Below are 23716 nucleotides of genomic sequence, written 5' to 3' on the forward strand. Positions count from 1 at the left end.
TTATCTTTCTTCATCTTCTCTGTTTGGGTCTCATTCTTCTCTCTTTCTGTTGTCTGTTTCCTTGTATTCAGTACACTGGTCCGACCGACACTGACACCCGCTCGTCCATCGGCCGCGTCGCCTGTCTCTAGTAGACAGCACCAGGGAACTCGCGCTCCCCGCCTGGCGTTGACCAGTACGGGAGGGTCCACTGAGAAGTGGAGTCAACAGCTACAGCGAGCAAAGGGTTCCCCTGCCGCACGACCTGGAGGGCGTACCGTGCACCGCCGGCACAACGGGCTCAGGACCGCCGTACTCCTCGGGGGACTGTCCGCACTCATCATCGTCATCGGAAGCCTCTTCGGCCGTACGGGCCTGATCATCGCGGTCGTCGTCGCCCTCGGCACGAACGCGTACGCCTACTGGAACAGCGACAAGCTGGCTCTACGCGCGATGCGCGCGCGCCCGGTCAGCGAGTTCGAGGCCCCGGCGCTCTACCGCATGGTCCGCGAGCTCTCCATGCAGGCACGCCAGCCGATGCCGCGCCTGTACATCTCCCCGACGGACGCCCCGAACGCCTTCGCGACCGGCCGCAACCCGCGCAACGCGGCCGTGTGCTGCACCGACGGCATCCTCCGCCTGCTCGACGAGCGCGAGCTGCGCGGTGTCATCGGCCATGAGCTGAGCCACGTCTACAACCGCGACATCCTCATCTCGTCGGTAGCCGGCGCCCTCGCCTCCGTGATCATGTTCCTGGTGAACTTCGCCTGGCTGATCCCCATCGGCCGCTCGGACGACGACGACGGCCCCGGCCTCCTCGGCATGCTGCTGATCATGATCCTGGGCCCGCTCGCCGCGTCCCTCATCCAGCTCGCGATCAGCCGCTCCCGCGAGTACGAGGCGGACGCCTCCGGCGCCCAGCTCACCGGTGATCCACTTGCTCTCGCCAGTGCCCTTCGCAAACTGGAAACGGGTACGAAGCAGCTTCCGCTGCCCCCCGAGCCCCGGATCGAGACCGCGAGCCACATGATGATCGCGAACCCCTTCCGGCCGGGCCGGGGATTCTCCAAGATGTTCTCGACACACCCGCCGATGGCGGAACGCATCGCCCGACTCGAGAAGATGGCAGGTCCCCCGCAGTGAAGACCGTACTGAACATCATCTGGCTGATCCTCAGCGGCTTCTGGCTCTTCCTCGGCTATCTGTTCGCGGGATTGCTTCTGTGCATCACGATCATCGGCATCCCGTTCGGCATCGCGTCGTTCCGCATCGGGATCTACGCCCTGTGGCCGTTCGGGTACAGCGCCGTCGAGCGCCGTGACGCGGGCGCGCCCTCCTGCCTGGGCAACATCCTGTGGCTGCTCCTGGCGGGCTGGTGGCTGGCGCTGACCCACATTTTCACCGGACTCGTCCTGTGCGTCACGATCATCGGCATCCCCTTCGGCATCGCCAACTTCAAGCTCGTCCCGGTCTCGCTGATGCCCCTGGGCCGCGAGATCGTCCGCTCCGACCAGCCCTTCGCCCAGCAGCGCTGGTAGCGCGTCGGGCGGCCGTACGCACGCCTCAGCGGCGCCGCCGTACGGCGTACACGGCCGCCCCCACGCCCAGTACGGCCGCGCCCACGCCCACCGACGACGCGGGCAGCGAGAACGCCAGGACGGCGCACCCGACGAGCCCGACCACCGGCACCACCCGGGCGACGGGCGCCGAACTCAGCGTCCAGGCGGACGCGTTGGCGACCGCGTAGTACGCGAGGACCCCGAAGGACGAGAACCCGATCGCGCCCCGCACGTCGACCGTGGCCGCCAGGACGGCGACCACGGCACCGACGGCCAGCTCGGCCCGGTGCGGCACCTGAAAACGGGGGTGCACGGCGGCGAGCGCCCCGGGCAGGTGCCGGTCCCGGGCCATCGCGAGGGTCGTGCGGGAGACACCCAGGATCAGCGCCAGCAGCGACCCGAGCGCGGCCACGGCGGCCCCCACCCGCACCACGGGCACCATCCCGGGCACCCCGGCCGCCCGTACGGCGTCGGCCAGCGGAGCCGAGGCCGCCCCCAGCCCACCGGACCCCAGCACGGCGAGCGCGGCGACCGCCACAGCCAGGTACACGACCAGCGCGATCCCGAGCGCGAGCGGGATCGCGCGTGGGATGGTGCGCGCCGGATCCCGCACCTCCTCACCCAGGGTCGCGATCCGCGCGTACCCGGCGAACGCGAAGAACAGCAGCCCGGCCGCCTGCAACACCCCGCCCACGCCCCCCGACGCCCCGATGTCCAGCCGCCCGGCGTCGGCCTCGCCGGACCCCAGGCACACGACCACCACGGCGGCGAGGACCGCCAGCACGACCGCCACGATCGCCCGCGTCAGCCAGGCAGACTTCTGCACGCCGCCGTAGTTCACGGCAGTCAGCGCCACCACGGCCGCCACCGCGACGGCGTGCGCCTGCCCCGGCCACACGTACGCCCCCACGGTCAGCGCCATCGCCGCGCACGAGGCCGTCTTGCCGACGACGAACGCCCAGCCGGCCAGATACCCCCAGAACTCCCCGAGCCGCTCACGCCCGTACACATAGGTGCCGCCCGACGCCGGATACACGGCCGCCAGCCGCGCCGACGACATCGCGTTGCAGTACGCGACGACCGCCGCGATCCCGAGTCCGAGCAACAGCCCCGACCCGGCGGCGCGCGCCGCCGGTCCCAGCGCCGCGAAGATCCCCGCGCCGACCATCGCCCCGAGCCCGACGACCACCGCGTCCCCGACGCCGAGCGTGCGGCGCAGCCCAGCGCCCGATCCGGCTTGTGTCATGTGCCGCACCCTACTGATCAGCGCAACCGGCCGATGTCACGCAGACGTCCTCCCGGACAACAAGGGCAGACAGACAGGACAGACACGACAGGCACGGCCGGGCACACGGCCGCTGTGGGGGGAAACACAGCACGGGTACCGCACGGGTACGGCACGAAAGGGCAGGTGCACGGCATGAGCATCATCGGCTGGATCGTCTTGGGGCTGTTGGCCGGAGCCATCGCCAAGTTCCTGCTGCCGGGCCGCGACCCGGGCGGCTTCATCGGCACGACCCTCATCGGCGTCGCGGGCGCCTTCATCGGCGGCTGGATCTCCGCCCGCTGGATGGACCACCCGATCTCCGAGAACTTCTACGACGGCGCCACCTGGGCGGCCGCGATCGGCGGTTCCCTGGTCCTGCTGATCGCCTACCGCATCCTGTTCGGCCACTCCCGCCGCTGACCGCGAGCACCACGCAACGCACACGAGGGGTGGGCGCCACGGCAACGACCGTGGTGCCCACCCCTCGTCGTACGGGCTCTACCTACCGCTCGTCACCGGTAGTTGACGAACTGCACCGCGAAGTCGAAGTCCTTGCCCTTGAGCAGGGCGATCACGGCCTGGAGGTCGTCGCGGCTCTTGGAGCTGACGCGGAGCTCGTCACCCTGGACCTGGGCCTTGACGCCCTTGGGACCCTCGTCGCGAATGATCTTCGCCACCTTCTTGGCGTTCTCCTGGGAGATGCCCTCCTCGATCGACGCGAAGATCTTGTACTCCTTGCCGGACAGCTGGGGCTCACCCGCGTCCAGCGACTTCAGGGAGATCCCGCGCTTGATCAGCTTGGACTGGAAGACGTCGAGGATGGCCTTCACCCGGTCCTCGGAGTTCGCCTCCATGAGGATCTTCTCGCCGGACCACGAGATCGAGGCGCCGACGCCCTTGAAGTCGTAGCGCTGGGAGATCTCCTTGGCGGCCTGGTTGAGGGCGTTGTCGACCTCCTGCCGCTCGACCTTCGAGACGATGTCGAAACTGGAGTCGGCCATGTCCTGTGGCTCCTTGTATCGGTGTAACGGGAGGCGACAAGCCTAGCCACCCCGTCCCCGCGCGCACTGATCAATCAGGTGGCGAAGCACCCCCGAGCATCAGGTATCGTTTACGACGTCGCCACGGAGCACCGCCGAAAAGCGGTTCGAAGGACGACGAATCCCAGGCGGTGTGCCCGAGTGGCCAATGGGAACGGACTGTAAATCCGTCGGCTATGCCTACCCAGGTTCGAATCCTGGCGCCGCCACGTGGAGGGAAGCCCCTTCCGGACTGTGAGAGCAGTCGGGAGGGGTTTCTTCGTGTGCGGGTGCGGGTGCGGGTGCGAGCGCGGATCCGGTCAGGGCCCTCGGTCGCCAGGCACACTGACTGCATGTCATCACGTCGCAGGAACTGCCCCGAGTGCCGTCGTGAGATCGCCGTCGTCGCGGGGCGGTTCGCGCGGCACGACCCGCCGGGGGCGAGCGGGGACCTCGTGTCGTGCCCCGGGTCGCGCAGGCCGGCCCAGATCGGGGCGGCCCAGCCCGCGCTCGACGGTTTCGTCGTCCCCGGGTTTCCCGGTCAGCTGCCCCTGTTCTGACCCGAGGGGCCCGTCAGATCCCGGCCGAGGCGCCCCGCTCCCGCCCCTTCAGTTGCCCGCCACCGACTTCACCGCCACCGACACCGGCGTCGAACCGCTGATCAGCTCCAGGGTCAGGCCGGCGGTCGCGGGCGTGTCGAGGAGTTCGACGAGCGTCGCGGCCACGTCGTCGCGGGGGATGGGACCGCGTCCGGTGGACGCCTCCAGCCGTACGAGGCCCGTGCCGGCGTCGTCGGTCAGCATGCCGGGCCGCAGGATCGTCCAGTCCAGCGCGTCCAGGCCACGCACATAGGCGTCGGCCTGGCCCTTCGCCCGCTGGTACACGTCGAAGACGTCGTCCCCCTCGTGCTCCGGATCCGCCCCCATGGACGAGACGACCAGGTGACGTCGTACTCCCGTCCGTACCGCGGCGTCCGCGAACAGGACCGCCGCCCCGCGGTCGACCGTGTCCTTGCGTGCCGTCCCACTGCCCGGACCCGCGCCCGCCGCGAACACGGCCGCGTCCGCGCCCTGCAGGTGCGCGGCGACCTCCTCCACCGACGCCGACTCCAGATCGCACAGCACCGGTTCGGCACCGGCCGCGCGCAGATCGTCCCCGTGTTCGGCGCGGCGGATGATCCCCGCGACCTCGTTACCGCGCGCAGCGAGCAACCGCTCCAGCCGCAGCGCGATCTGACCATGACCTCCAGCGATGACAATGCGCATGTTTCCGACCGTACGCCCGACCGGACGCGTTTGCCGCGCAACCATCCGGCTGTCCCGAGTGTCTCAACCATGTTCGCCGTAACGGCGAGCGCAGGAATTCACGGGGGGACCCATCACCGTCATGCGTAACGCCATGCCCACGACCGTCGTACGTACGTCCATGAAGCGCGCATCCGTCGCGGGGGCGCCCGTGGCCCGCCGGGCCTTCACCGGGGTCGGCTGCGCCGCGGCCCTGCTGGTCACGGTGGCCGCCTGTGGAACCGTGCAGAACCTGACCGCCGGCCAGAAGATCGACAGCGCCGTCGAACAGCTGGGCGAGCAGAAGTCGCTGGCCTTCGGTATGCGGCTCGACGCCGACCCGGACGACCTCGTCGCGCTGATGGGCGAGGACAGCGAGGAAGCGCCGCCGGAGATGGCGGAGTTCTTCACCGGACTGCGCGTCGATGTGTCGGTCAGGTCGAAGAAGCCGCTGGCCGAGTCCGGTGAGAAGGACATCGCCGGCATGGGCATGAAGTTCTCGGGCGAGGAGGGTGTGTTCGCCGAGTACCGGCTCGTCGGCGACTACACGTACTACCGCGCCGACATGCAGGCCATGGGCGACGCGATGGGCATGCCCTTCCCGACGGCCGACGAGCTCGACGAACTCCCGGAGAGCGAGCAGCACATGGGGCCGCTCCTGGAAGGCGACTGGGTCAAGGTCAACACGGCCGACCTGCAGGAGGACGCGGGGGCCGGCTCCGGCTCGGGCGGCTCCGACGAACTCGACGCCAAGACCCAGAAGAAGATCCTCGACGCCGTCCGCGGAGTCGTCGCCCGCGAGGTCGACTTCAAGACCAAGAACGGCCAGGACGGCACCGAGGTCATCACCGCCAAGGCCAACTTCCGCGACCTGCTCACCGGCATCCTCGACAAGCTCCAGCCCATCAAGGGCGACCTGCCGCCGGGTGCCGAACTTCCCACGGGCGAGGACGTGAAGGACGCCCCGAACAAGAAGGTCGCGGTCGACTTCACCCTCAAGAACGGCGACCTCACCCGCATCGAGACCGACCTCGCGGTCCTCGCCGAGGACGCGAAGGGAGCCAAGGCCCCCCTCGTCCTCACCTTCGGCAAGGCCGGCGACATCAGTGCCCCCAAGGGCGCTTCCGAGATCCCGGTCGAGGAGTTCGGCGGCCCGTTCGGCAGCGGGATGTTCCCCGTCTGACCGGGCAGTGAGGCGCCCGTTCGCTCGGGCCTGGCACGCGCGCGTGAAGCACGAAAACGCCCTACGCGCGCGTGCCGCTGCAGCTCTCAAGACGCCTCCCTCGCCGCGCTGAGGCACCCCTCAGGACGGCTCCCCCCGCCCCTGCCGAGGCAGGTCCAGCACTGCGCTCGTCGCCGAGCCGCAGTACTCGCGCACCGCGCTGGTGCGCGCCACCACGCGCCCCCGGTGCACGACGATTCGGCTGTACGCCAGGGACAGGACCCCCGCGAGCCGCGCACCCCGCACGGCGAGCAGTTCGGCGGGGAAACCGGCCTCGACGCGCACCTCGGGCAGCCCCAGGGCGGCCCGCGCGGCCCCGCTGACGGTGTCGTACGCCTCCTCGGGCCGCAGCCCGTACCGGGAGGCCAGCAGGTACGCCGCCTCCAGGGGGTCCCCGCGGCCGACGGGGTTCGACATGTCCCGCAGTGCCCCGCTGCCCGCCGCGACGCGCACGCCGGCGGCGCGCAGCAGCCGTACGGGCGCCGTGCCCCGGCGGTCCACCGTGCCGCAGCCGCCCTGGGGGAGGCAGACCACGGTCACGCCGGCCGCGGCGAGCTGGTCGGCGGCGCGGGCGGCGGCCTGGGACGGGAGGCGGGCCAGACCGCCGCACGGGCCGAGCGTCACGCCGGGCCGCAGGCCGCCCGCCATGGCCGCGAGCCGCGCGAGCCGGGCCGGATCGTCGCCGTCCGTGTGCAGGTCGACCGGGCAGTCGTGCTCGGAGGCGATCTCCAGGACCGCCTCCACGTACCCGGTGGGATCGGGGTCCAGGTCCGGACAGCCGCCGACCACCGAGGCACCCATCTTCACCGCGTCCCGCAGGATCGCGAGCCCGTCCGCCCCGGCCACCCCGGTCAACACCCGGGGCATCGCCACCGTCGTCACCTCGACGAGGCCGCGCAGCGCCTGCCGCGCGGCGTGCACCGCCGCCAGCGCACCCAGCCCCTGCACACCGCCCACGTGGACGTGTGAGCGCAACGCCGTGGCGCCGTGCCCGAGTTGCAGCAGCGCGGCCTCGGTGGCCCGCCGCTGGACGTCCAGGTCGTCGTACGGGACGGGCCCCTCGAAGTCGGCCGACAGGACCGTGTCGCCGTGCGCGTGCGGCTCGACGGGGGCCGGCAGGAGCAGATGGCCGCCGAGGTCCACCCGGGTGGCGGACGCCCCGGACACGGCGGGCCCGGGGCTCAGACTGCCCGCCGTGCCGACCGCCTCGATCCGTCCGCCGCCCAGCCGGACGTCCACCACCCGGCCGTCGGTCAGTCGCGCCCCGCACAGCAGCAGCGCGCCGGCCTCGTCCGGGCCCGAGGGCGGGCCGGAGGAGGAGAAGGACGGCTGCGGCTGGCTGTCGGGCATCGCGCTCCTGGGGCTACAAGATCACGCAGAGTGAGTCGAGCCTAGGCGGGCCGCCCGCCGTCGTCGCGGAGGAGCGCAATAGTCGTACCGGTGCGGTTCACCTGCCGGGAGACGGGAGGGAGACAGCAGGGAGACGGCAGAGGGACCGTTGGGGGAGCCGGGAACGGTGGTGTGCGTGAGGCTCGTGCGGCCTGCGGAAACGGGACGGGCGGCGGCTCCCGGCGGCTCCGGGAAGCTCCGTGGACGACCCGTGGGCGGCGCTTGGACGGCCCATGGATGCGGGCCGGGAAACGGATTTGGGCGATCGGCGGTGGGACGTGTAATGTCTTCATCGCTCGCCCCAATAGCTCAGTCGGTAGAGCGTCTCCATGGTAAGGAGAAGGTCTACGGTTCGATTCCGTATTGGGGCTCTGGTGTGAAAGGTTCCCGTCGCGAGGCGGGATCCGATCGCATCACAGCGGTGTAGCTCAGTCGGTAGAGCAAGCGGCTCATAATCGCTGTGTCACCGGTTCAAGTCCGGTCACCGCTACTGACAGTAGCCGATTGCGGGGTCGGTCCTTCGATCGGCTACTCTTTCTTGCGTTAAACCAATCCCATCCGTTCGTCAAGGAGCACTCACGTGGCTGCCACCGACGTCCGCCCGAAGATCACGCTGGCCTGCGTGGAGTGCAAGGAGCGGAACTACATCACCAAGAAGAACCGGCGTAACAACCCGGACCGACTGGAGATGAAGAAGCACTGCCCGCGTTGCAACGCGCACACCGCGCACCGCGAAACGCGATAAATCAGGCTCGTACACGAGGCCGCCCCCGAGTGATCGGGGGCGGCCTCGCGTCGTTACATCGACCAGTACCGGCCAGTACCCGCCGGTGCCGGCAGTACCGCCGTATCCGCAGCAACCAGGAGGTGCCGAGCCCATGGCGCTCGACCAGTCCTTCGTGGGGCGTACCTACCCGCCCACCGACCCCTACGAGGTCGGCCGGGAGAAGATCCGCGAGTTCGCGGAGGCCGTGGGGGACGCCAACCCCGTCTACACGGACCCCGAGGCGGCCAAGGCGCTCGGGTACGCCGATGTGATCGCCCCGCCGACCTTCGTGTTCTCGATCACCTTCAAGGCCGCGGGACAGGTCGTCCAGGACCCCCAGTTGGGCCTCGACTACAGCCGGGTGGTGCACGGCGACCAGAAGTTCGCCCACAAGCGCCCGGTGCGCGCCGGTGACCGCCTCACCGTCACCTCGACCATCGAGTCGATCAAGTCCCTGGCGGGCAACGACGTCCTGGAGATCCGTGGCGAGGTCCACCACGAGTCCGGCGAACACGTCGTGACCGCCTGGACCAAGCTCGTGGCCCGCGCGGCCGAGGAGGCGTGAGAACCCGATGACCGCGAAGATCTCCTACGACGACGTCGAGGTCGGAACCGAACTGCCCGCCCAGTCCTTCGACGTGACCCGCGCCACCCTCGTCCGATACGCGGGTGCCTCCGGTGACTTCAACCCCATCCACTGGAACGAGAAGTTCGCCAAGGAGGTCGGCCTCCCGGACGTCATCGCGCACGGCATGTTCACCATGGCCGAGGCGATCCGTGTCGTGACCGACTGGACCGGCGACCCGGGCGCGGTCGTCGAGTACGGCGTCCGCTTCACCAAGCCCGTCGTCGTCCCCAACGACGACGAGGGCGCCACCATCGAGGTCAGCGCCAAGGTCGGCGCCAAGCTCGACGACAACACGGTCCGCGTCGACCTCACGGCCATGAGCGGCGGCCTGAAGGTCCTCGGCATGTCCCGGGCGGTCGTACGACTGGCCTGACGGCCCCCGCGGCCCAGCCGCACCCCACGGTCCCCCGCCCCTCCCGGGTGCGGGGGTCTCGTACTCTTGAGCCCGTGCAGGAACTCCACGACGCCCCCCTCGCCCCGCTGACCACCTTCCGGCTGGGCGGGCCCGCGCGACGGCTGATCACCGCGACCACCGACGACGAGGTCGTCGCCGCCGTCCGCGAGGCCGACGACACCGGTACGCCGCTGCTGCTCATCGGCGGCGGCTCCAACCTGGTGATCGGGGACCAGGGCTTCGCCGGAACCGCGCTGGTCATCGCCACGAAGGGCTTCACGCTCGACGGGACACGGCTGGAGCTGGCCGCCGGCGAGGTGTGGACCGACGCGGTCGCCCGGACCGTCGAGGCCGGGCTCGCCGGGATCGAGTGCCTGGCCGGCATCCCCGGCTCCGCCGGCGCCACCCCGATCCAGAACGTCGGCGCGTACGGCCAGGAGGTCGCCTCCACCGTCACCGAGGTCGTCGCCTACGACCGCCGCACCCGCGAGACGGTCACCGTCCCCAACACCGAGTGCGCCTTCTCGTACCGCCACAGCCGCTTCAAGGACGAGCCCGAGCGGTACGTCGTCCTGCGCGTCCGGTTCGAACTGGAGGACGCGGGCGGCCTGTCGGGACCGATCAAGTACGCGGAGACGGCCCGCACGCTCGGCGTGGAACCCGGCGACCGGGTACCCCTCGCCGACGCCCGCGAGACCGTGCTGAAGCTGCGCGCGGGGAAGGGCATGGTGCTCGATCCCGAGGACCACGACACCTGGTCCGCCGGATCGTTCTTCACCAACCCGATCCTCACCGACAAGCAGTTCGCCGCGTTCCACGCGCGCGTGCGCGAGCGCCTCGGGGACGACGTCACCCCGCCCGCGTACCCCGCCGGCGACGGCCACACCAAGACCTCCGCCGCCTGGCTGATCGACAAGGCGGGCTTCACCAAGGGCTACGGCACCGGCCCCGCCCGGATCTCCACGAAGCACACCCTGGCCCTCACCAACCGGGGCACCGCCACCACCGAGGACCTGCTCGCCCTGGCCCGCGAGGTCGTCACCGGAGTCCGGGCGGCCTTCGGGATCACCCTGGTCAACGAGCCGGTGACTGTCGGCGTCAGCCTCTAGGACGAGCCGGCCTCTAGGCTGCGTCGGACCCGGCCGGGCTGGCGAGCCAGTCGTCCACCCCGGACAGCAGCTTGTTCCGCTCCAGCTCCGGGGCCGCCGACGCCCGGATCGACTGCCGGGCCAGCTCCGCCAACTCCGCGTCCGTGAAGTTGTGGTGGTGGCGGGCGATCTCGTACTGGGCCGCGAGGCGCGAGCCGAACAGCAGCGGGTCGTCCGCGCCGAGCGCCAGCGGCACACCGGCCTCGAACAGCGTCCGTAGCGGGACGTCCCCGTGTTTCTCGTAGACACCGAGCGCGACGTTCGAGGCCGGGCAGACCTCGCAGGTGATCTGGCGGTCCGCGAGCCGCTGCAGCAGCCGCGGATCCTCCGCCGCGCGCACCCCGTGCCCGATCCGGGAGGCGTGCAGGTCGTCCAGGCAGTCCCGCACCGACGACGGCCCGGTCAGCTCACCGCCGTGCGGCGCGGACAGCAGGCCCCCCTCACGGGCGATCGCGAACGCCCGGTCGAAGTCCCGCGCCATGCCCCGGCGTTCGTCGTTGGAGAGCCCGAACCCGACCACACCCCGGTCCGCGTACCGCACCGCCAGCCGGGCCAGCGTGCGCGCGTCCAGCGGGTGCTTCATCCGGTTCGCCGCCACCAGCACCCGCATCCCGAGCCCGGTCTCCCGCGCCGTCGTGTCGACCGCGTCCAGGATGACCTCCAGCGCCGGGATCAGCCCGCCCAGCCGGGGCGCGTACGACGTCGGGTCCACCTGGATCTCCAGCCAGCCCGAACCGTCCCGCACGTCCTCCTCCGCGGCCTCCCGCACCAGCCGCTGGATGTCGTCGGGCTCTCTGACGCACGAGCGCGCCGCGTCGTACAGCCGCTGGAACCGGAACCATCCGCGCTCGTCCGTAGCCCGCAGTCTCGGCGGTTCCCCGCTGGTCAGCGCCTCCGTCAGCGCGTCGGGCAGCCGGACCCCGTACTTGTCGGCGAGCTCCAGCACGGTCGTGGGCCGCATCGACCCGGTGAAGTGCAGATGAAGATGGGCCTTGGGCAGTTCAGAGAGATCACGTACACGCTCCATCGCCCGATCCTGCCGCACGCCCACACCGTCCCGGTAGCGGAATCCTCGAACGTGGTCTTGCTCGCACAAGCGAATGGGCCCCGTCTACGGAAATCCGTAGACGGGGCCCACCTGGGGGAACGGCACACGGACCTCAGTCCGTCGCCTCCGCCAGCAGCTTCTGTACGCGGGAGACGCCCTCGACGAGATCCTCGTCACCCAGGGCGTACGACAGACGCAGATAGCCGGGGGTGCCGAAGGCCTCGCCGGGCACGACCGCGACCTCGGCCTCCTCCAGGATCAGCGCGGCCAGCTCGACCGTGTCCTGGGGGCGCTTGCCGCGGATCTCCTTGCCGATCAGCTCCTTCACCGACGGGTAGGCGTAGAACGCGCCCTCGGGCTCCGGGCAGAACACACCGTCGATCTCGTTGAGCATCCGCACGATCGTCTTGCGGCGCCGGTCGAAGGCCTCCTTCATCTTCTCCACGGCCGAGAGGTCACCCGAGACGGCGGCCAGCGCGGCGACCTGGGCCACGTTGGAGACGTTCGACGTGGCGTGCGACTGGAGGTTGGTCGCGGCCTTCACGACGTCCTTCGGGCCGATGACCCACCCCACGCGCCAGCCGGTCATCGCGTATGTCTTCGCGACACCGTTGACCACGATCGTCTTGTCGGCCAGCTCGGGCACGACCACCGGCAACGAGTGGAACTCGGCGTCCCCGTAGACCAGGTGCTCGTAGATCTCGTCGGTCAGGACCCACAGGCCCTTCTCGGCGGCCCAGCGGCCGATCTCCTCCACCTGCGCGCGCGTGTAGACCGCGCCGGTCGGGTTGGAGGGGGAGACGAAGAGCAGAACCTTCGTGTTCTCCGTTCGGGCCGCCTCCAACTGCTCGACGGAGACCCGGTAGCCCGTGGTCTCGTCGGCGACGACCTCGACCGGGACACCGCCGGCTAGACGGATCGACTCCGGGTACGTCGTCCAGTACGGCGCCGGGACGATGACCTCGTCGCCCGGGTCGAGGATCGCGGCGAACGCCTCGTAGATGGCCTGCTTTCCGCCGTTGGTGACGAGGACCTGCGACGCGTCGACCTCGTAACCGGAGTCACGCAGGGTCTTCGCGGCGATCGCCGCCTTCAGCTCGGGCAGACCACCGGCCGGCGTGTAGCGGTGGTACTTCGGGTTCTTGCAGGCCTCGACGGCCGCCTCGACGATGTAGTCCGGGGTCGGGAAGTCGGGCTCACCGGCGCCGAAGCCGATCACCGGGCGCCCGGCGGCCTTGAGGGCCTTGGCCTTGGCGTCCACGGCGAGGGTGGCGGACTCGGAGATCGCGCCGATGCGCGCGGAGACCCGGCGCTCGGTGGGAGGGGTTGCAGCGCTCATGGACCCCATCGTTCCAGACAGGAAACGCGCCGGGCACGCGGGTTTCACAGACTGAACAGCCACGGAACAACCGTCCGTATCCGCGGCCGGAAACAGTCGATCTTCGTCGAACAACGCCCCTGCGGACGCTTTCTGTTCGACGACAGGCCTCGGACCACGTATGCTCTCTCCTCGTTGGCCTTCACCGGCCGCGCTCTCCAGGTGCACACCGTGCACTCGGTCGGATGCGGTACGTTGGGGGAGAACCGCAAAGGGTCGTAGCTCAATTGGTAGAGCACTGGTCTCCAAAACCAGCGGTTGGGGGTTCAAGTCCCTCCGGCCCTGCTACACACTCCTCACGCCAGGATGTGTGCGCATGTACGTACAGCAATGTTCCGCCGTGCGGCTCAGACCGGGCGCGGCACGGCCACGACCCGGACCGGAATCAGGTGAGGATGAATGACGGACGCCGTGGGCTCCATCGACACGCCTGATGCCCAGGACGAGGTGCCCGAGGACAAGAAGAAGACCCGCAAGGGCGGCAAGCGCGCCAAGAAGGGCCCGCTGAAGCGCCTCGCGCTCTTCTACCGCCAGATCGTCGCGGAGCTGCGGAAGGTCGTCTGGCCGACCCGTTCCCAGCTGACGACCTACACGACGGTGGTCATCGTCTTCGTCGTCATCATGATCGGTCTCGTTACTGTGATTGACTTCGGCCTCGACAAGGCCGCCAAGTACGTCTTCGGCTGAGCCGAGAGCGAAGGGCGCCGTTACCTGGCGCCCCTTTCGCGTGTTCCACCCCCATGATCCAGGAAGAAGCAGCCACGTGTCTGACCCGAACCTGAAGGACGCCATGGAGCCTCGCGGTGAAGGTGCCGAGTCCGTGGACGACGAACTCGACATCGTCGAGGGCGCGGACTCCGAGGACGACGTCGACGAGTTCGAGGCTGCCGAGGCCGAGGCGGGGGAGCCGGCCGAGGAAGAGGCCCTGCACGTCGAGGACGACTCCGACGACGCGGATGCCGACGAGGACGAGGACGAGGCGGCCGACGAGGCCGTCGAGGAGGAGACCGAGCCGGTCGACCCCGTCGAGGCCCTCCGTGAGGAACTGCGCAGCCTGCCCGGCGAGTGGTACGTCATCCACACCTACGCCGGTTACGAGAACCGCGTGAAGACCAACCTCGAACAGCGTGCCGTCTCGCTCAACGTCGAGGACTTCATCTTCCAGGCCGAGGTGCCGCAGGAAGAGGTCGCGCAGATCAAGAACGGCGAGCGCAAGACGATCCGCCAGAACAAGCTGCCCGGATACGTTCTCGTCCGCATGGACCTGACGAACGAGTCCTGGGGCGTCGTCCGCAACACCCCCGGCGTCACCGGCTTCGTGGGCAACGCCTACGACCCGTACCCGCTGACCCTGGACGAGATCGTCAAGATGCTCGCGCCGGAGGCCGAGGAGAAGGCCGCCCGTGAGGCCGCCGAGGCCGAGGGCAAGCCGGCGCCCGCCCGCAAGGTCGAGGTCCAGGTGCTGGACTTCGAGGTCGGCGACTCGGTCACCGTCACGGACGGCCCGTTCGCCACGCTGCAGGCGACCATCAACGAGATCAACGCGGACTCGAAGAAGGTCAAGGGCCTCGTGGAGATCTTCGGCCGCGAGACCCCGGTCGAGCTGTCGTTCGACCAGATCCAGAAGAACTGAGTCCTGAAGGACTGAGTTCATCGGAGCGCCGCAACCCACGCTTCCGACCAGGTCAGGCGAGCTGTTCGCAGCTTGTCTGACCTGCTCGGTTTTTGGCCGCGCATCTATACCCGCTATCGTTGTGCGGTATGCCTTCATCTGGCCGCGAACCGGATGAGGGCGCACTCGAACCGAAAGGACCCGGAGAGTAATGCCTCCCAAGAAGAAGAAGGTCACGGGGCTCATCAAGCTCCAGATCCAGGCCGGCGCGGCCAACCCGGCTCCGCCGGTCGGCCCCGCGCTCGGTCAGCACGGCGTCAACATCATGGAGTTCTGCAAGGCCTACAACGCCGCGACCGAGTCGCAGCGCGGGTGGGTCATCCCGGTGGAGATCACGGTCTACGAGGACCGCTCCTTCACCTTCGTCACCAAGACGCCCCCGGCCGCCAAGATGATCCTCAAGGCCGCGGGTATCGAGAAGGGCTCCGGCGAGCCGCACAAGACCAAGGTCGCCAAGATCACCGAGGCGCAGGTCCGCGAGATCGCCACGACGAAGATGCCCGACCTCAACGCCAACGACCTGGACGCCGCCGCGAAGATCATCGCCGGTACCGCGCGTTCCATGGGCGTCACGGTCGAGGGCTGAACCCCACCTTCGTAGAACCATGCAGCTGCCCTGAGCAGGGGCAGCCGCACGTGGTAGGGCCTGCTCGGCCCGTACACCACGACTCCTTTCAGAACACACAGGAGCAGTTGTGAGCAAGCGCAGCAAGGCTCTCCGCGCTGCGGACGCCAAGGTCGACCGGGACAAGTTCTACGCCCCGCTCGAGGCCGTCCGTCTCGCCAAGGAGACCTCCACGTCCAAGTTCGACGGCACCGTCGAGGTCGCCTTCCGTCTGGGTGTCGACCCGCGCAAGGCCGACCAGATGGTTCGTGGCACCGTGAACCTCCCGCACGGCACCGGTAAGACCGCCCGGGTCCTGGTCTTCGCGACCGGTGACCGTGCCGAGGCCGCGACCGCCGCCGGCGCCGACATCGTCGGCTCCGACGAACTGATCGACGAGGTGGCGAAGGGCCGTCTGGACTTCGACGCCGTCGTCGCCACCCCGGACCTCATGGGCAAGGTCGGCCGCCTCGGCCGCGTGCTCGGTCCCCGTGGTCTCATGCCGAACCCCAAGACCGGCACCGTGACCCCGGACGTCGTGAAGGCCGTCAACGACATCAAGGGCGGCAAGATCGAGTTCCGCGTCGACAAGCACTCGAACCTGCACTTCATCATCGGCAAGACGTCCTTCGACGACACCAAGCTGGTGGAGAACTACGCCGCGGCGCTGGAGGAGATCCTCCGTCTGAAGCCGTCGGCCGCCAAGGGTCGCTACATCAAGAAGGCCGCGATCAGCACCACGATCGGCCCCGGCATTCCGATCGACTCCAACCGCACCCGCAACCTCCTCGTCGAGGAGGACCCGGCCGCCGTCTGAGCCTGACGCTCACCGGCAGCCGCGTCGCGGACGCACGGCCCGAGGACGAGCCCCGCACCTTCCGAGGTGCGGGGCTCGTCCCTTTGCGGCACAGGGGCCCTGCGCGGTCATCGCGGGGTCTTTCCGGCGTACGGGTGGGCATACGCGCGCGCATGTGTTGCCCTGGTGTGCGGAGCACGGTGAATCTCCCTGGGGGTGGGGACGGATGACCAGGACGACCACATGTCGCCGTACGGCAGTGTCGTTCGCGGTGGTGGCCGCGCTGACGGGGGTGGTGGCCTGCGGCTCCCCGGACTCGGACGAGGACGGCGGGGGCGATCCGTTCGCGGCGCTGAAGCTCGCGGACTCCTCCACCCGTGACGCCGACTCGTCGAGGATCGAGTCCACCGGCGACCTGGGCGAGCTGATGTCCATCGAGGCGGACGGCGAGGTCGACTGGGCCGACGGCCTCGACGGCACCATGACCATCACGTACACCGGCGGCCAGGCGGCCGAGCAGATGCGCTCCCTCGGCATCACCTCGACCGAGGCCCGCTATCTGCCCGACGCCTACTACGCGGACATGGGCGACCTGTTCGCCGGGCAGTACGGCGGCAAGCGGTGGATCCGCTACGCGTACGAGGACATGGACGAGATGATCGGAGGGGCCTCCGGCGCCTATGTGCAGGAGCACTTCAAGAGCGTCACCCCGAACCAGTCCGTACGGCTCCTGCTGGCCTCCGGCGACGTCGAGGAGATCGGTGAGGAGGACGTCCGAGGGGAGCGGACCACGCACTACGCCGGCACCGTGGACGTCGCCGACCTCCAGGAGCGGAACGCGAACCTCGGCGAGGAGATGCGGGCCGAACTGGAGCAGCAGCTGAAGGCGTCCGGCATCACCACCGTCGACATCGACCTCTGGATCGACGACGACGACCTGCTGGTCAAGAAGGTCGAGAAGGCCGACACCGCGAACGGCACGGTGAACTCCACGGTCCACTACAGCGACTACGGCGTCGACGTCTCCACCGAGGAGCCGCCGGCCGCCGAGGCGGTCGACTACAAGGACCTGATGAGCTCCCTGCCGACGAGCTGAATTCGCGGGACAGACACGACCGGACGGCGCTAGTGTCCCAGCCGTCCCACACAGGTGGGACGTGAGGTGACAGGGGGACACATGAGGTTTGCCGCGCACGGCTCCGTACGCTCCGTGCATCGCCGCAGAGCGGTCGGGATCACCGTCGTGGCCGCGCTGCTCGGCGGCGCCACCGCCTGCGGCACGGAGGCCGCGGCAGAGGCGAAACCGAGGACACCCGCCGAGGCCGTGGCCCGGGCCGCCGAGCGGACCACGGAGGTCGCGTCGCTGCGGTACCGGGTGACCGGCACCCTGCCGGAGCACGGGAAGATGCGGGTCGAGGCGGCGATGACCGCACGGCCGACCGCGATGCGCATGGATGTGACCGGGCTGGGCGCGAGCGAGGGCAAGCCCGTGGACGTGCGGTTCGCCGACGGGGTGCTCTACGCCGAGGGGGACCCGGCCGCCATCGGCGCCCCGGCGGACAAGGAGTGGTTCAGCGTCGGGCCGGCCGTGTGGGGGCGTGGCGGCGCGGAGAACAACACGTACCGCGTACTGCCCACCGCGTTGGAGGCGAGCCCTCTCGCGCAGTCCACACTCCTGACCGGCGCGAAGAAGGTCCGCGAGGTCGGTACCGGGACGGTCGACGGGAGCGGGACCACGCACTACCGGGGAACGGTCACCATGAAGAGCCTGAGGGCCGCCCAGGCAGCCGCCCCCGACAAGGCGACCCGGGAGCTGCGGACGACCAGCCTCGACCAGTTCATGATGCTGGACATCGAGGAGACGCTCACCATGGACCTGTGGGTCGACGACGACGGCCGGGCCAAGCGGTACCGGCTGCGGGGGGAGACCCAGACCCTGAAGGACGGGCGGATGGTCGACACGGGCCCGCTCGACCTGACCGTCACCCTTCTGGACCTCGACCGGCCGGTGACCGTCGAGACCCCGTCGGCCGAGGACACCGTCGACCTCGCCGAGCGGGTGGACGGGGCGGGAGAGGGCTGAGTGCCGCCCCTCAGGGAGCGGATTTGCTTGACACGTCGTGTGTCATCTAACCTTCCGGAGAAGCCAAAGACCGCTGGTCGTTGCCGTGTGCTCGCGAGAGGGCGCGGTGGCCGAAGGATCCGCTGAACCGCGGACGACCCGCGCAGGTGACTGTGGAAGTTGCTCCTGGTCCGGTTCCGTGATCGTACGGAATTCGTCCGGTCGAGCTACGCCCCGTGCGCCTGCGCCGGGGCGTTTCGTTTGTTCATGGCCCCTTCTGAGCGGTCCTCATCACCCGGAAGGAGGCCGACGCTCTATGGCAAGGCCCGACAAGGCTGCCGCGGTGGCCGAGCTCACGGAGCAGTTCCGTAGCTCGAACGCCGCCGTGCTGACCGAGTACCGGGGTCTCACCGTGGCGCAGCTCAAGACGCTGCGTCGTTCGCTCGGTGAAGACGCCCAGTACGCCGTGGTGAAGAACACGCTGACCAAGATCGCGGCCAACGAGGCCGGGATCTCGACGCTCGACGACCTGTTCAACGGTCCGACGGCGGTTGCCTTCATCACCGGTGACCCGGTGACGTCGGCGAAGGGTCTTCGTGACTTCGCCAAGGACAACCCGAACCTCGTCATCAAGGGCGGTGTCCTTGACGGCAAGGCGCTGTCCGCCGACGAGATCAAGAAGCTTGCGGACCTCGAGTCCCGCGAGGTTCTGCTCTCCAAGCTGGCGGGTGCCTTCAAGGGCAAGCAGTCCCAGGCTGCTCAGCTCTTCCAGGCGCTTCCCTCGAAGCTCGTCCGCACCGTGGACGCTCTTCGCGCCAAGCAGGACGAGCAGGGCGGTGCCGAGTAATTCGGCTCGCGCATTGATCCACGCCGCCTGAGGCGCGGGTCGTAGCGGGCCGTAAGTACGCCCGCCGTTTCGATACATCCGGCACCTGCCGAAATTAGTGGAAGGATCGCCCATCATGGCGAAGCTCAGCCAGGAAGACCTGCTCGCGCAGTTCGAGGAGATGACCCTCATCGAGCTCTCCGAGTTCGTGAAGGCGTTCGAGGAGAAGTTCGACGTCACCGCCGCCGCGGCCGTCGCCGTTGCCGGCCCCGCCGTCCCCGGCGCCCCGGCCGAGGCCGCTGAGGAGCAGGACGAGTTCGACGTCATCCTCACCGGTGCCGGCGACAAGAAGATCCAGGTCATCAAGGTCGTGCGTGAGCTGACCTCCCTGGGCCTGAAGGAGGCCAAGGACCTCGTGGACGGCGCCCCGAAGCCCGTTCTCGAGAAGGTCGCCAAGGACGCCGCCGAGAAGGCCGCCGAGTCCCTCAAGGGCGCCGGCGCCTCCGTCGAGGTCAAGTAAGGCCCACGGGTCCACTGCGGACCCGCTCGCGCGCGGCTCCGGCCTCGGGGCTGTAACGCGGACGTACCGAAGGGCGATCACCCATGTGGGTGGTCGCCTTTCGGCGTTCCGGGACGTCGAGTGACGGCTGCCTTGCACTGTCGGTGGCGGCGAGTATGGTGATCTTCGTCGTGCCTCCGAGCACCCCTGGTGACCGGCCGCGAGTGACGATCGCAGCATCTGGTTCGGGCATGGGGGCCTTGACGAACTGCACGCAGCGCGCAATTCTCAGGACGCGTCGTCACACGGATCCGAACTCCGAGGCATGGATCGACGGCGAAGAGGGCAGTATCGATGTGCATCGAGGGCGTGGCTTGCCGCAGGCGTTGAGGAACAACGAGGGTTTCCGAGGGTCCGTAAACCCGCACTGGACATCAGTGGGCCAAGTGGCTACACTGACCCTTTGCGCTGCCTGTTAGCTGCCTCCTGCCCGTCACCAGGGGCATGCCCTCGCTCGAGCACCGACGATTGAACGTCCCTCACCTGGGGCTTTCCATCTCCGCGCCCGGTCGAGGGGGCCGGTACGCGCGTAGTGAGTCCGAGCCCTCGGAAGGACCCCCTCTTGGCCGCCTCGCGCAACGCCTCGACCGCGAATACGAACCCCGCCGCCAGCACCGCCCCGCTGCGCATCTCTTTTGCAAAGATCAAGGAGCCTCTCGAGGTTCCCAACCTGCTCGCGCTGCAGACCGAGAGCTTTGACTGGCTGCTCGGCAACACCGCTTGGCAGAGTCGGGTCGAGGAGGCTCTGGAGAACGGACAGGACGTCCCCACCAAGTCCGGTCTGGAGGAGATCTTCGAGGAGATCTCCCCGATCGAGGACTTCTCCGGGTCGATGTCGCTGACGTTCCGCGACCACCGTTTCGAGCCGCCGAAGAACAGCATCGACGAGTGCAAGGACCGCGACTTCACGTACGCGGCCCCGCTCTTCGTCACCGCCGAGTTCACCAACAACGAGACCGGCGAGATCAAGTCCCAGACGGTCTTCATGGGCGACTTCCCGCTCATGACCCACAAGGGCACCTTCGTCATCAACGGCACCGAGCGTGTCGTGGTGTCGCAGCTGGTCCGTTCGCCGGGTGTCTACTTCGACTCCTCCATCGACAAGACGTCCGACAAGGACATCTTCTCCGCCAAGATCATCCCGTCCCGGGGTGCCTGGCTGGAGATGGAGATCGACAAGCGCGACATGGTCGGTGTCCGTATCGACCGCAAGCGCAAGCAGTCCGTGACCGTCCTCCTCAAGGCACTCGGCTGGACCACCGAGCAGATCCTGGAGGAGTTCGGCGAGTACGAGTCCATGCGCGCCACCCTGGAGAAGGACCACACCCAGGGGCAGGACGACGCGCTGCTCGACATCTACCGCAAGCTGCGTCCGGGCGAGCCCCCCACGCGCGAGGCCGCGCAGACGCTGCTGGAGAACCTGTACTTCAACCCCAAGCGCTACGACCTCGCGAAGGTCGGCCGCTACAAGGTCAACAAGAAGCTGGGTGCGGAGGCGCCGCTCGACGCGGGCGTCCTGACCGTCGAGGACGTCATCTCGACGATCAAGTACCTGGTGAAGCTGCACGCGGGCGAGACCGAGACGGCCGCCGACAACGGCCAGACGATCGTCGTCGAGACCGACGACATCGACCACTTCGGCAACCGTCGTCTGCGCAGCGTCGGCGAGCTCATCCAGAACCAGGTCCGTACGGGTCTGGCGCGTATGGAGCGTGTCGTCCGCGAGCGCATGACGACCCAGGACGTCGAGGCGATCACGCCCCAGACCCTGATCAACATCCGGCCGGTCGTCGCCTCCATCAAGGAGTTCTTCGGCACCAGCCAGCTGTCGCAGTTCATGGACCAGAACAACCCGCTGTCGGGTCTCACCCACAAGCGCCGTCTGTCGGCCCTTGGTCCGGGTGGTCTGTCCCGTGAGCGGGCCGGCTTCGAGGTCCGTGACGTGCACCCGTCCCACTACGGGCGCATGTGTCCGATCGAGACGCCCGAAGGCCCGAACATCGGTCTGATCGGTTCGCTCGCCTCCTACGGCCGCGTCAACGCGTTCGGTTTCGTGGAGACGCCGTACCGCCGGGTCACCGACGGTGTCGTCGCCGACGAGGTCGACTACCTGACGGCCGACGAGGAGGACCGCTTCGTCATCGCGCAGGCCAACGCCACGCTCGACGACGGCATGCGCTTCACCGAGAACCGCGTCCTGGTCCGCCGCCGTGGCGGCGAGGTCGACTACGTCCCCGGTGACGACGTGGACTACATGGACGTCTCGCCGCGCCAGATGGTGTCGGTCGCGACCGCCATGATCCCCTTCCTGGAGCACGACGACGCCAACCGTGCCCTCATGGGCGCGAACATGATGCGTCAGGCCGTGCCGCTCATCAAGAGCGAGTCCCCGCTCGTCGGCACCGGCATGGAGTACCGCTCCGCCGTCGACGCCGGCGACGTGGTCAAGGCCGAGAAGGCGGGTGTGGTCCAGGAGGTCTCCGCGGACTACATCACCACCACCAACGACGACGGCACGTACATCACGTACCGCCTGGCCAAGTTCGCCCGCTCCAACCAGGGCACCTCGGTCAACCAGAAGGTCATCGTCAACGAGGGCGACCGGATCATCGAGGGCCAGGTCCTGGCCGACGGTCCGGCCACCGAGAACGGCGAGATGGCCCTCGGCAAGAACCTGCTCGTGGCGTTCATGCCGTGGGAGGGTCACAACTACGAGGACGCGATCATCCTGTCGCAGCGCCTCGTGCAGGACGACGTCCTCTCCTCGATCCACATCGAGGAGCACGAGGTCGACGCCCGTGACACCAAGCTCGGCCCCGAGGAGATCACCCGGGACATCCCGAACGTCTCCGAGGAGGTCCTCGCCGACCTCGACGAGCGCGGCATCATCCGTATCGGTGCCGAGGTCGTCGCCGGCGACATCCTCGTCGGCAAGGTCACGCCCAAGGGTGAGACCGAGCTGACCCCGGAGGAGCGGCTGCTCCGCGCGATCTTCGGTGAGAAGGCCCGTGAGGTCCGTGACACCTCGCTGAAGGTGCCGCACGGCGAGATCGGCAAGGTCATCGGCGTCCGCGTCTTCGACCGCGAGGAGGGCGACGAGCTGCCGCCGGGCGTGAACCAGCTGGTTCGTGTCTACGTGGCGCAGAAGCGCAAGATCACCGACGGTGACAAGCTCGCCGGCCGTCACGGCAACAAGGGCGTCATCTCGAAGATCCTGCCGATCGAGGACATGCCGTTCCTGGAGGACGGCACCCCGGTCGACATCATCCTCAACCCGCTCGGCGTGCCGTCCCGAATGAACCCGGGACAGGTGCTGGAGATCCACCTCGGCTGGCTCGCCAGCCGCGGCTGGGACGTCTCCGGCCTCGGTGAGGACTGGGCGAAGCGGCTGCAGGTCATCGGCGCCGACGCCGTCGCCCCCGGCACCAACGTCGCGACCCCGGTCTTCGACGGTGCCCGCGAGGACGAGCTGGCCGGCCTGCTGCAGCACACCATCCCGAACCGCGACGGCGAGCGCATGGTGCAGCCGACCGGTAAGGCGAGGCTGTTCGACGGCCGCTCCGGTGAGCCGTTCCCGGACCCGATCTCGATCGGGTACATGTACATCCTGAAGCTCCACCACCTGGTCGACGACAAGCTGCACGCCCGGTCGACCGGTCCGTACTCGATGATCACCCAGCAGCCGCTGGGTGGTAAGGCCCAGTTCGGTGGCCAGCGCTTCGGTGAGATGGAGGTGTGGGCGCTGGAGGCTTACGGCGCCGCGTACGCCCTCCAGGAGCTGCTGACCATCAAGTCCGACGACGTGACCGGCCGCGTGAAGGTCTACGAGGCCATCGTCAAGGGCGAGAACATTCCCGAGCCCGGCATCCCCGAGTCCTTCAAGGTGCTCATCAAGGAGATGCAGTCCCTGTGCCTCAACGTGGAGGTGCTGTCCTCGGACGGCATGTCCATCGAGATGCGCGACACCGACGAGGACGTCTTCCGCGCTGCGGAGGAGCTTGGCATCGACCTGTCCCGGCGCGAGCCGAGCAGCGTCGAAGAGGTCTGACGGGAGTTCGGCGGCCTTCACCATGAAGGCCGCCGGCCCCAGGACCCCCGTATCAGACCCCATGACTTA

The 23716-nt window shown here is 68.9% G+C and carries 24 protein-coding genes and 4 tRNA genes; 22 read left to right on the forward strand and 6 right to left on the reverse strand.

Annotated features, from left to right (window positions below):
• Nucleotides 1–258: 258 nt before the first annotated feature.
• Both htpX and P1P70_RS08655 read left to right on the forward strand, forming a co-directional pair.
• Nucleotides 259–1122: a zinc metalloprotease HtpX gene (gene htpX / locus P1P70_RS08650; RefSeq protein ID WP_316726313.1), complete on the forward strand. Its 864-nt coding sequence runs from the start codon at nucleotides 259–261 to the stop codon at nucleotides 1120–1122.
• Nucleotides 1119–1517 (forward strand): YccF domain-containing protein, encoded by a 399-nt coding sequence (locus P1P70_RS08655; protein WP_230219534.1) that lies wholly within the window; start codon nucleotides 1119–1121, stop codon nucleotides 1515–1517. Before htpX ends, P1P70_RS08655 begins: the two co-directional genes overlap by 4 nt.
• A gap of 25 nt (nucleotides 1518–1542) precedes the next feature.
• Here the strand turns inward: P1P70_RS08655 and P1P70_RS08660 are convergent, their stop codons facing one another.
• Complete coding sequence (locus P1P70_RS08660; protein ID WP_319235928.1) at nucleotides 1543–2784, reverse strand: APC family permease; 1242 nt, start codon at nucleotides 2782–2784, stop codon at nucleotides 1543–1545.
• Between the two features lie 174 nt (nucleotides 2785–2958).
• Between P1P70_RS08660 and P1P70_RS08665 the strand changes: the two genes are divergently transcribed.
• Nucleotides 2959–3225: a GlsB/YeaQ/YmgE family stress response membrane protein gene (locus tag P1P70_RS08665; protein ID WP_319235932.1), complete on the forward strand. Its 267-nt coding sequence runs from the start codon at nucleotides 2959–2961 to the stop codon at nucleotides 3223–3225.
• 92 nt (nucleotides 3226–3317) lie between these two features.
• On the opposite strand, the gene P1P70_RS08670 is transcribed toward P1P70_RS08665, so the two are convergent.
• Nucleotides 3318–3806, reverse strand: coding sequence for a YajQ family cyclic di-GMP-binding protein (locus P1P70_RS08670; protein WP_215448505.1), 489 nt, complete (start codon nucleotides 3804–3806; stop codon nucleotides 3318–3320).
• A 166-nt stretch (nucleotides 3807–3972) separates the two neighbouring features.
• Between P1P70_RS08670 and P1P70_RS08675 the strand changes: the two genes are divergently transcribed.
• Nucleotides 3973–4054 (forward strand) — tRNA-Tyr (locus tag P1P70_RS08675).
• Between the two features lie 123 nt (nucleotides 4055–4177).
• Nucleotides 4178–4384, forward strand: a complete 207-nt coding sequence (locus P1P70_RS08680) for a hypothetical protein (RefSeq protein ID WP_319235934.1) — start codon at nucleotides 4178–4180, stop codon at nucleotides 4382–4384.
• A gap of 48 nt (nucleotides 4385–4432) precedes the next feature.
• Here P1P70_RS08680 and P1P70_RS08685 read toward each other — a convergent pair whose 3' ends face one another.
• Complete coding sequence (locus P1P70_RS08685) at nucleotides 4433–5089, reverse strand: SDR family oxidoreductase (protein ID WP_319235937.1); 657 nt, start codon at nucleotides 5087–5089, stop codon at nucleotides 4433–4435.
• Between the two features lie 121 nt (nucleotides 5090–5210).
• Between P1P70_RS08685 and P1P70_RS08690 the strand changes: the two genes are divergently transcribed.
• Nucleotides 5211–6290 (forward strand): hypothetical protein, encoded by a 1080-nt coding sequence (locus tag P1P70_RS08690; RefSeq protein ID WP_319235939.1) that lies wholly within the window; start codon nucleotides 5211–5213, stop codon nucleotides 6288–6290.
• 120 nt (nucleotides 6291–6410) lie between these two features.
• Here P1P70_RS08690 and P1P70_RS08695 read toward each other — a convergent pair whose 3' ends face one another.
• Nucleotides 6411–7679, reverse strand: coding sequence for an amidohydrolase family protein (locus P1P70_RS08695; protein ID WP_319235940.1), 1269 nt, complete (start codon nucleotides 7677–7679; stop codon nucleotides 6411–6413).
• Between the two features lie 337 nt (nucleotides 7680–8016).
• Here P1P70_RS08695 and P1P70_RS08700 point away from each other — a divergent pair.
• From P1P70_RS08700 to P1P70_RS08725, 6 genes are all read left to right on the forward strand, one after another.
• Nucleotides 8017–8089 (forward strand) — tRNA-Thr (locus P1P70_RS08700).
• A gap of 46 nt (nucleotides 8090–8135) precedes the next feature.
• Nucleotides 8136–8208 (forward strand) — tRNA-Met (locus P1P70_RS08705).
• 90 nt (nucleotides 8209–8298) lie between these two features.
• A complete protein-coding gene (gene rpmG / locus P1P70_RS08710) occupies nucleotides 8299–8463 on the forward strand; it encodes a 50S ribosomal protein L33 (protein WP_003948671.1) in 165 nt (54 codons plus the stop codon).
• Between the two features lie 133 nt (nucleotides 8464–8596).
• A complete protein-coding gene (locus tag P1P70_RS08715) occupies nucleotides 8597–9049 on the forward strand; it encodes a MaoC family dehydratase N-terminal domain-containing protein (protein ID WP_319235942.1) in 453 nt (150 codons plus the stop codon).
• Nucleotides 9050–9056: 7 nt separating this feature from the next.
• The gene (locus P1P70_RS08720; protein WP_045559434.1) at nucleotides 9057–9485 is read left to right on the forward strand and encodes a MaoC family dehydratase; all 429 of its coding nucleotides are present in this window, start codon (nucleotides 9057–9059) and stop codon (nucleotides 9483–9485) included.
• A 74-nt stretch (nucleotides 9486–9559) separates the two neighbouring features.
• Complete coding sequence (locus tag P1P70_RS08725; protein WP_319235943.1) at nucleotides 9560–10615, forward strand: UDP-N-acetylmuramate dehydrogenase; 1056 nt, start codon at nucleotides 9560–9562, stop codon at nucleotides 10613–10615.
• Nucleotides 10616–10628: 13 nt separating this feature from the next.
• Here the strand turns inward: P1P70_RS08725 and P1P70_RS08730 are convergent, their stop codons facing one another.
• Both P1P70_RS08730 and P1P70_RS08735 read right to left on the reverse strand, forming a co-directional pair.
• The gene (locus P1P70_RS08730) at nucleotides 10629–11681 is read right to left on the reverse strand and encodes an adenosine deaminase (protein ID WP_319235944.1); all 1053 of its coding nucleotides are present in this window, start codon (nucleotides 11679–11681) and stop codon (nucleotides 10629–10631) included.
• A gap of 133 nt (nucleotides 11682–11814) precedes the next feature.
• Nucleotides 11815–13041: a pyridoxal phosphate-dependent aminotransferase gene (locus tag P1P70_RS08735; protein ID WP_319235946.1), complete on the reverse strand. Its 1227-nt coding sequence runs from the start codon at nucleotides 13039–13041 to the stop codon at nucleotides 11815–11817.
• Nucleotides 13042–13292: 251 nt separating this feature from the next.
• Between P1P70_RS08735 and P1P70_RS08740 the strand changes: the two genes are divergently transcribed.
• The 10 genes from P1P70_RS08740 (at nucleotide 13293) to rpoB (ending at nucleotide 23647) form a co-directional block, all read left to right on the forward strand.
• Nucleotides 13293–13365: transfer RNA gene (locus P1P70_RS08740), tRNA-Trp, on the forward strand.
• A 114-nt stretch (nucleotides 13366–13479) separates the two neighbouring features.
• On the forward strand, nucleotides 13480–13767 hold the full coding sequence (secE, locus tag P1P70_RS08745) for a preprotein translocase subunit SecE (protein ID WP_033528314.1): 288 nt from the start codon (nucleotides 13480–13482) through the stop codon (nucleotides 13765–13767).
• A 76-nt stretch (nucleotides 13768–13843) separates the two neighbouring features.
• Nucleotides 13844–14713, forward strand: a complete 870-nt coding sequence (gene nusG / locus P1P70_RS08750; RefSeq protein WP_319235948.1) for a transcription termination/antitermination protein NusG — start codon at nucleotides 13844–13846, stop codon at nucleotides 14711–14713.
• Nucleotides 14714–14903: 190 nt separating this feature from the next.
• Nucleotides 14904–15338 (forward strand): 50S ribosomal protein L11, encoded by a 435-nt coding sequence (rplK, locus tag P1P70_RS08755; protein ID WP_033528316.1) that lies wholly within the window; start codon nucleotides 14904–14906, stop codon nucleotides 15336–15338.
• Nucleotides 15339–15447: 109 nt separating this feature from the next.
• Nucleotides 15448–16173, forward strand: coding sequence for a 50S ribosomal protein L1 (gene rplA, locus P1P70_RS08760; protein ID WP_319235950.1), 726 nt, complete (start codon nucleotides 15448–15450; stop codon nucleotides 16171–16173).
• Nucleotides 16174–16378: 205 nt separating this feature from the next.
• Nucleotides 16379–17248, forward strand: coding sequence for a hypothetical protein (locus tag P1P70_RS08765; protein ID WP_319235951.1), 870 nt, complete (start codon nucleotides 16379–16381; stop codon nucleotides 17246–17248).
• A 114-nt stretch (nucleotides 17249–17362) separates the two neighbouring features.
• A complete protein-coding gene (locus tag P1P70_RS08770; protein WP_319235952.1) occupies nucleotides 17363–18235 on the forward strand; it encodes a hypothetical protein in 873 nt (290 codons plus the stop codon).
• A gap of 295 nt (nucleotides 18236–18530) precedes the next feature.
• A complete protein-coding gene (gene rplJ / locus P1P70_RS08775; protein ID WP_319235954.1) occupies nucleotides 18531–19061 on the forward strand; it encodes a 50S ribosomal protein L10 in 531 nt (176 codons plus the stop codon).
• Between the two features lie 115 nt (nucleotides 19062–19176).
• Complete coding sequence (gene rplL, locus P1P70_RS08780; RefSeq protein ID WP_319235956.1) at nucleotides 19177–19560, forward strand: 50S ribosomal protein L7/L12; 384 nt, start codon at nucleotides 19177–19179, stop codon at nucleotides 19558–19560.
• 601 nt (nucleotides 19561–20161) lie between these two features.
• Entirely contained in the window at nucleotides 20162–23647 is a 3486-nt protein-coding gene (gene rpoB, locus P1P70_RS08785; RefSeq protein ID WP_319235958.1) for a DNA-directed RNA polymerase subunit beta, read from the forward strand.
• Nucleotides 23648–23716 lie beyond the last annotated feature (69 nt).

It is taken from the genome of Streptomyces sp. MB09-02B (assembly GCF_033794485.1).
Classification (GTDB): domain Bacteria; phylum Actinomycetota; class Actinomycetes; order Streptomycetales; family Streptomycetaceae; genus Streptomyces.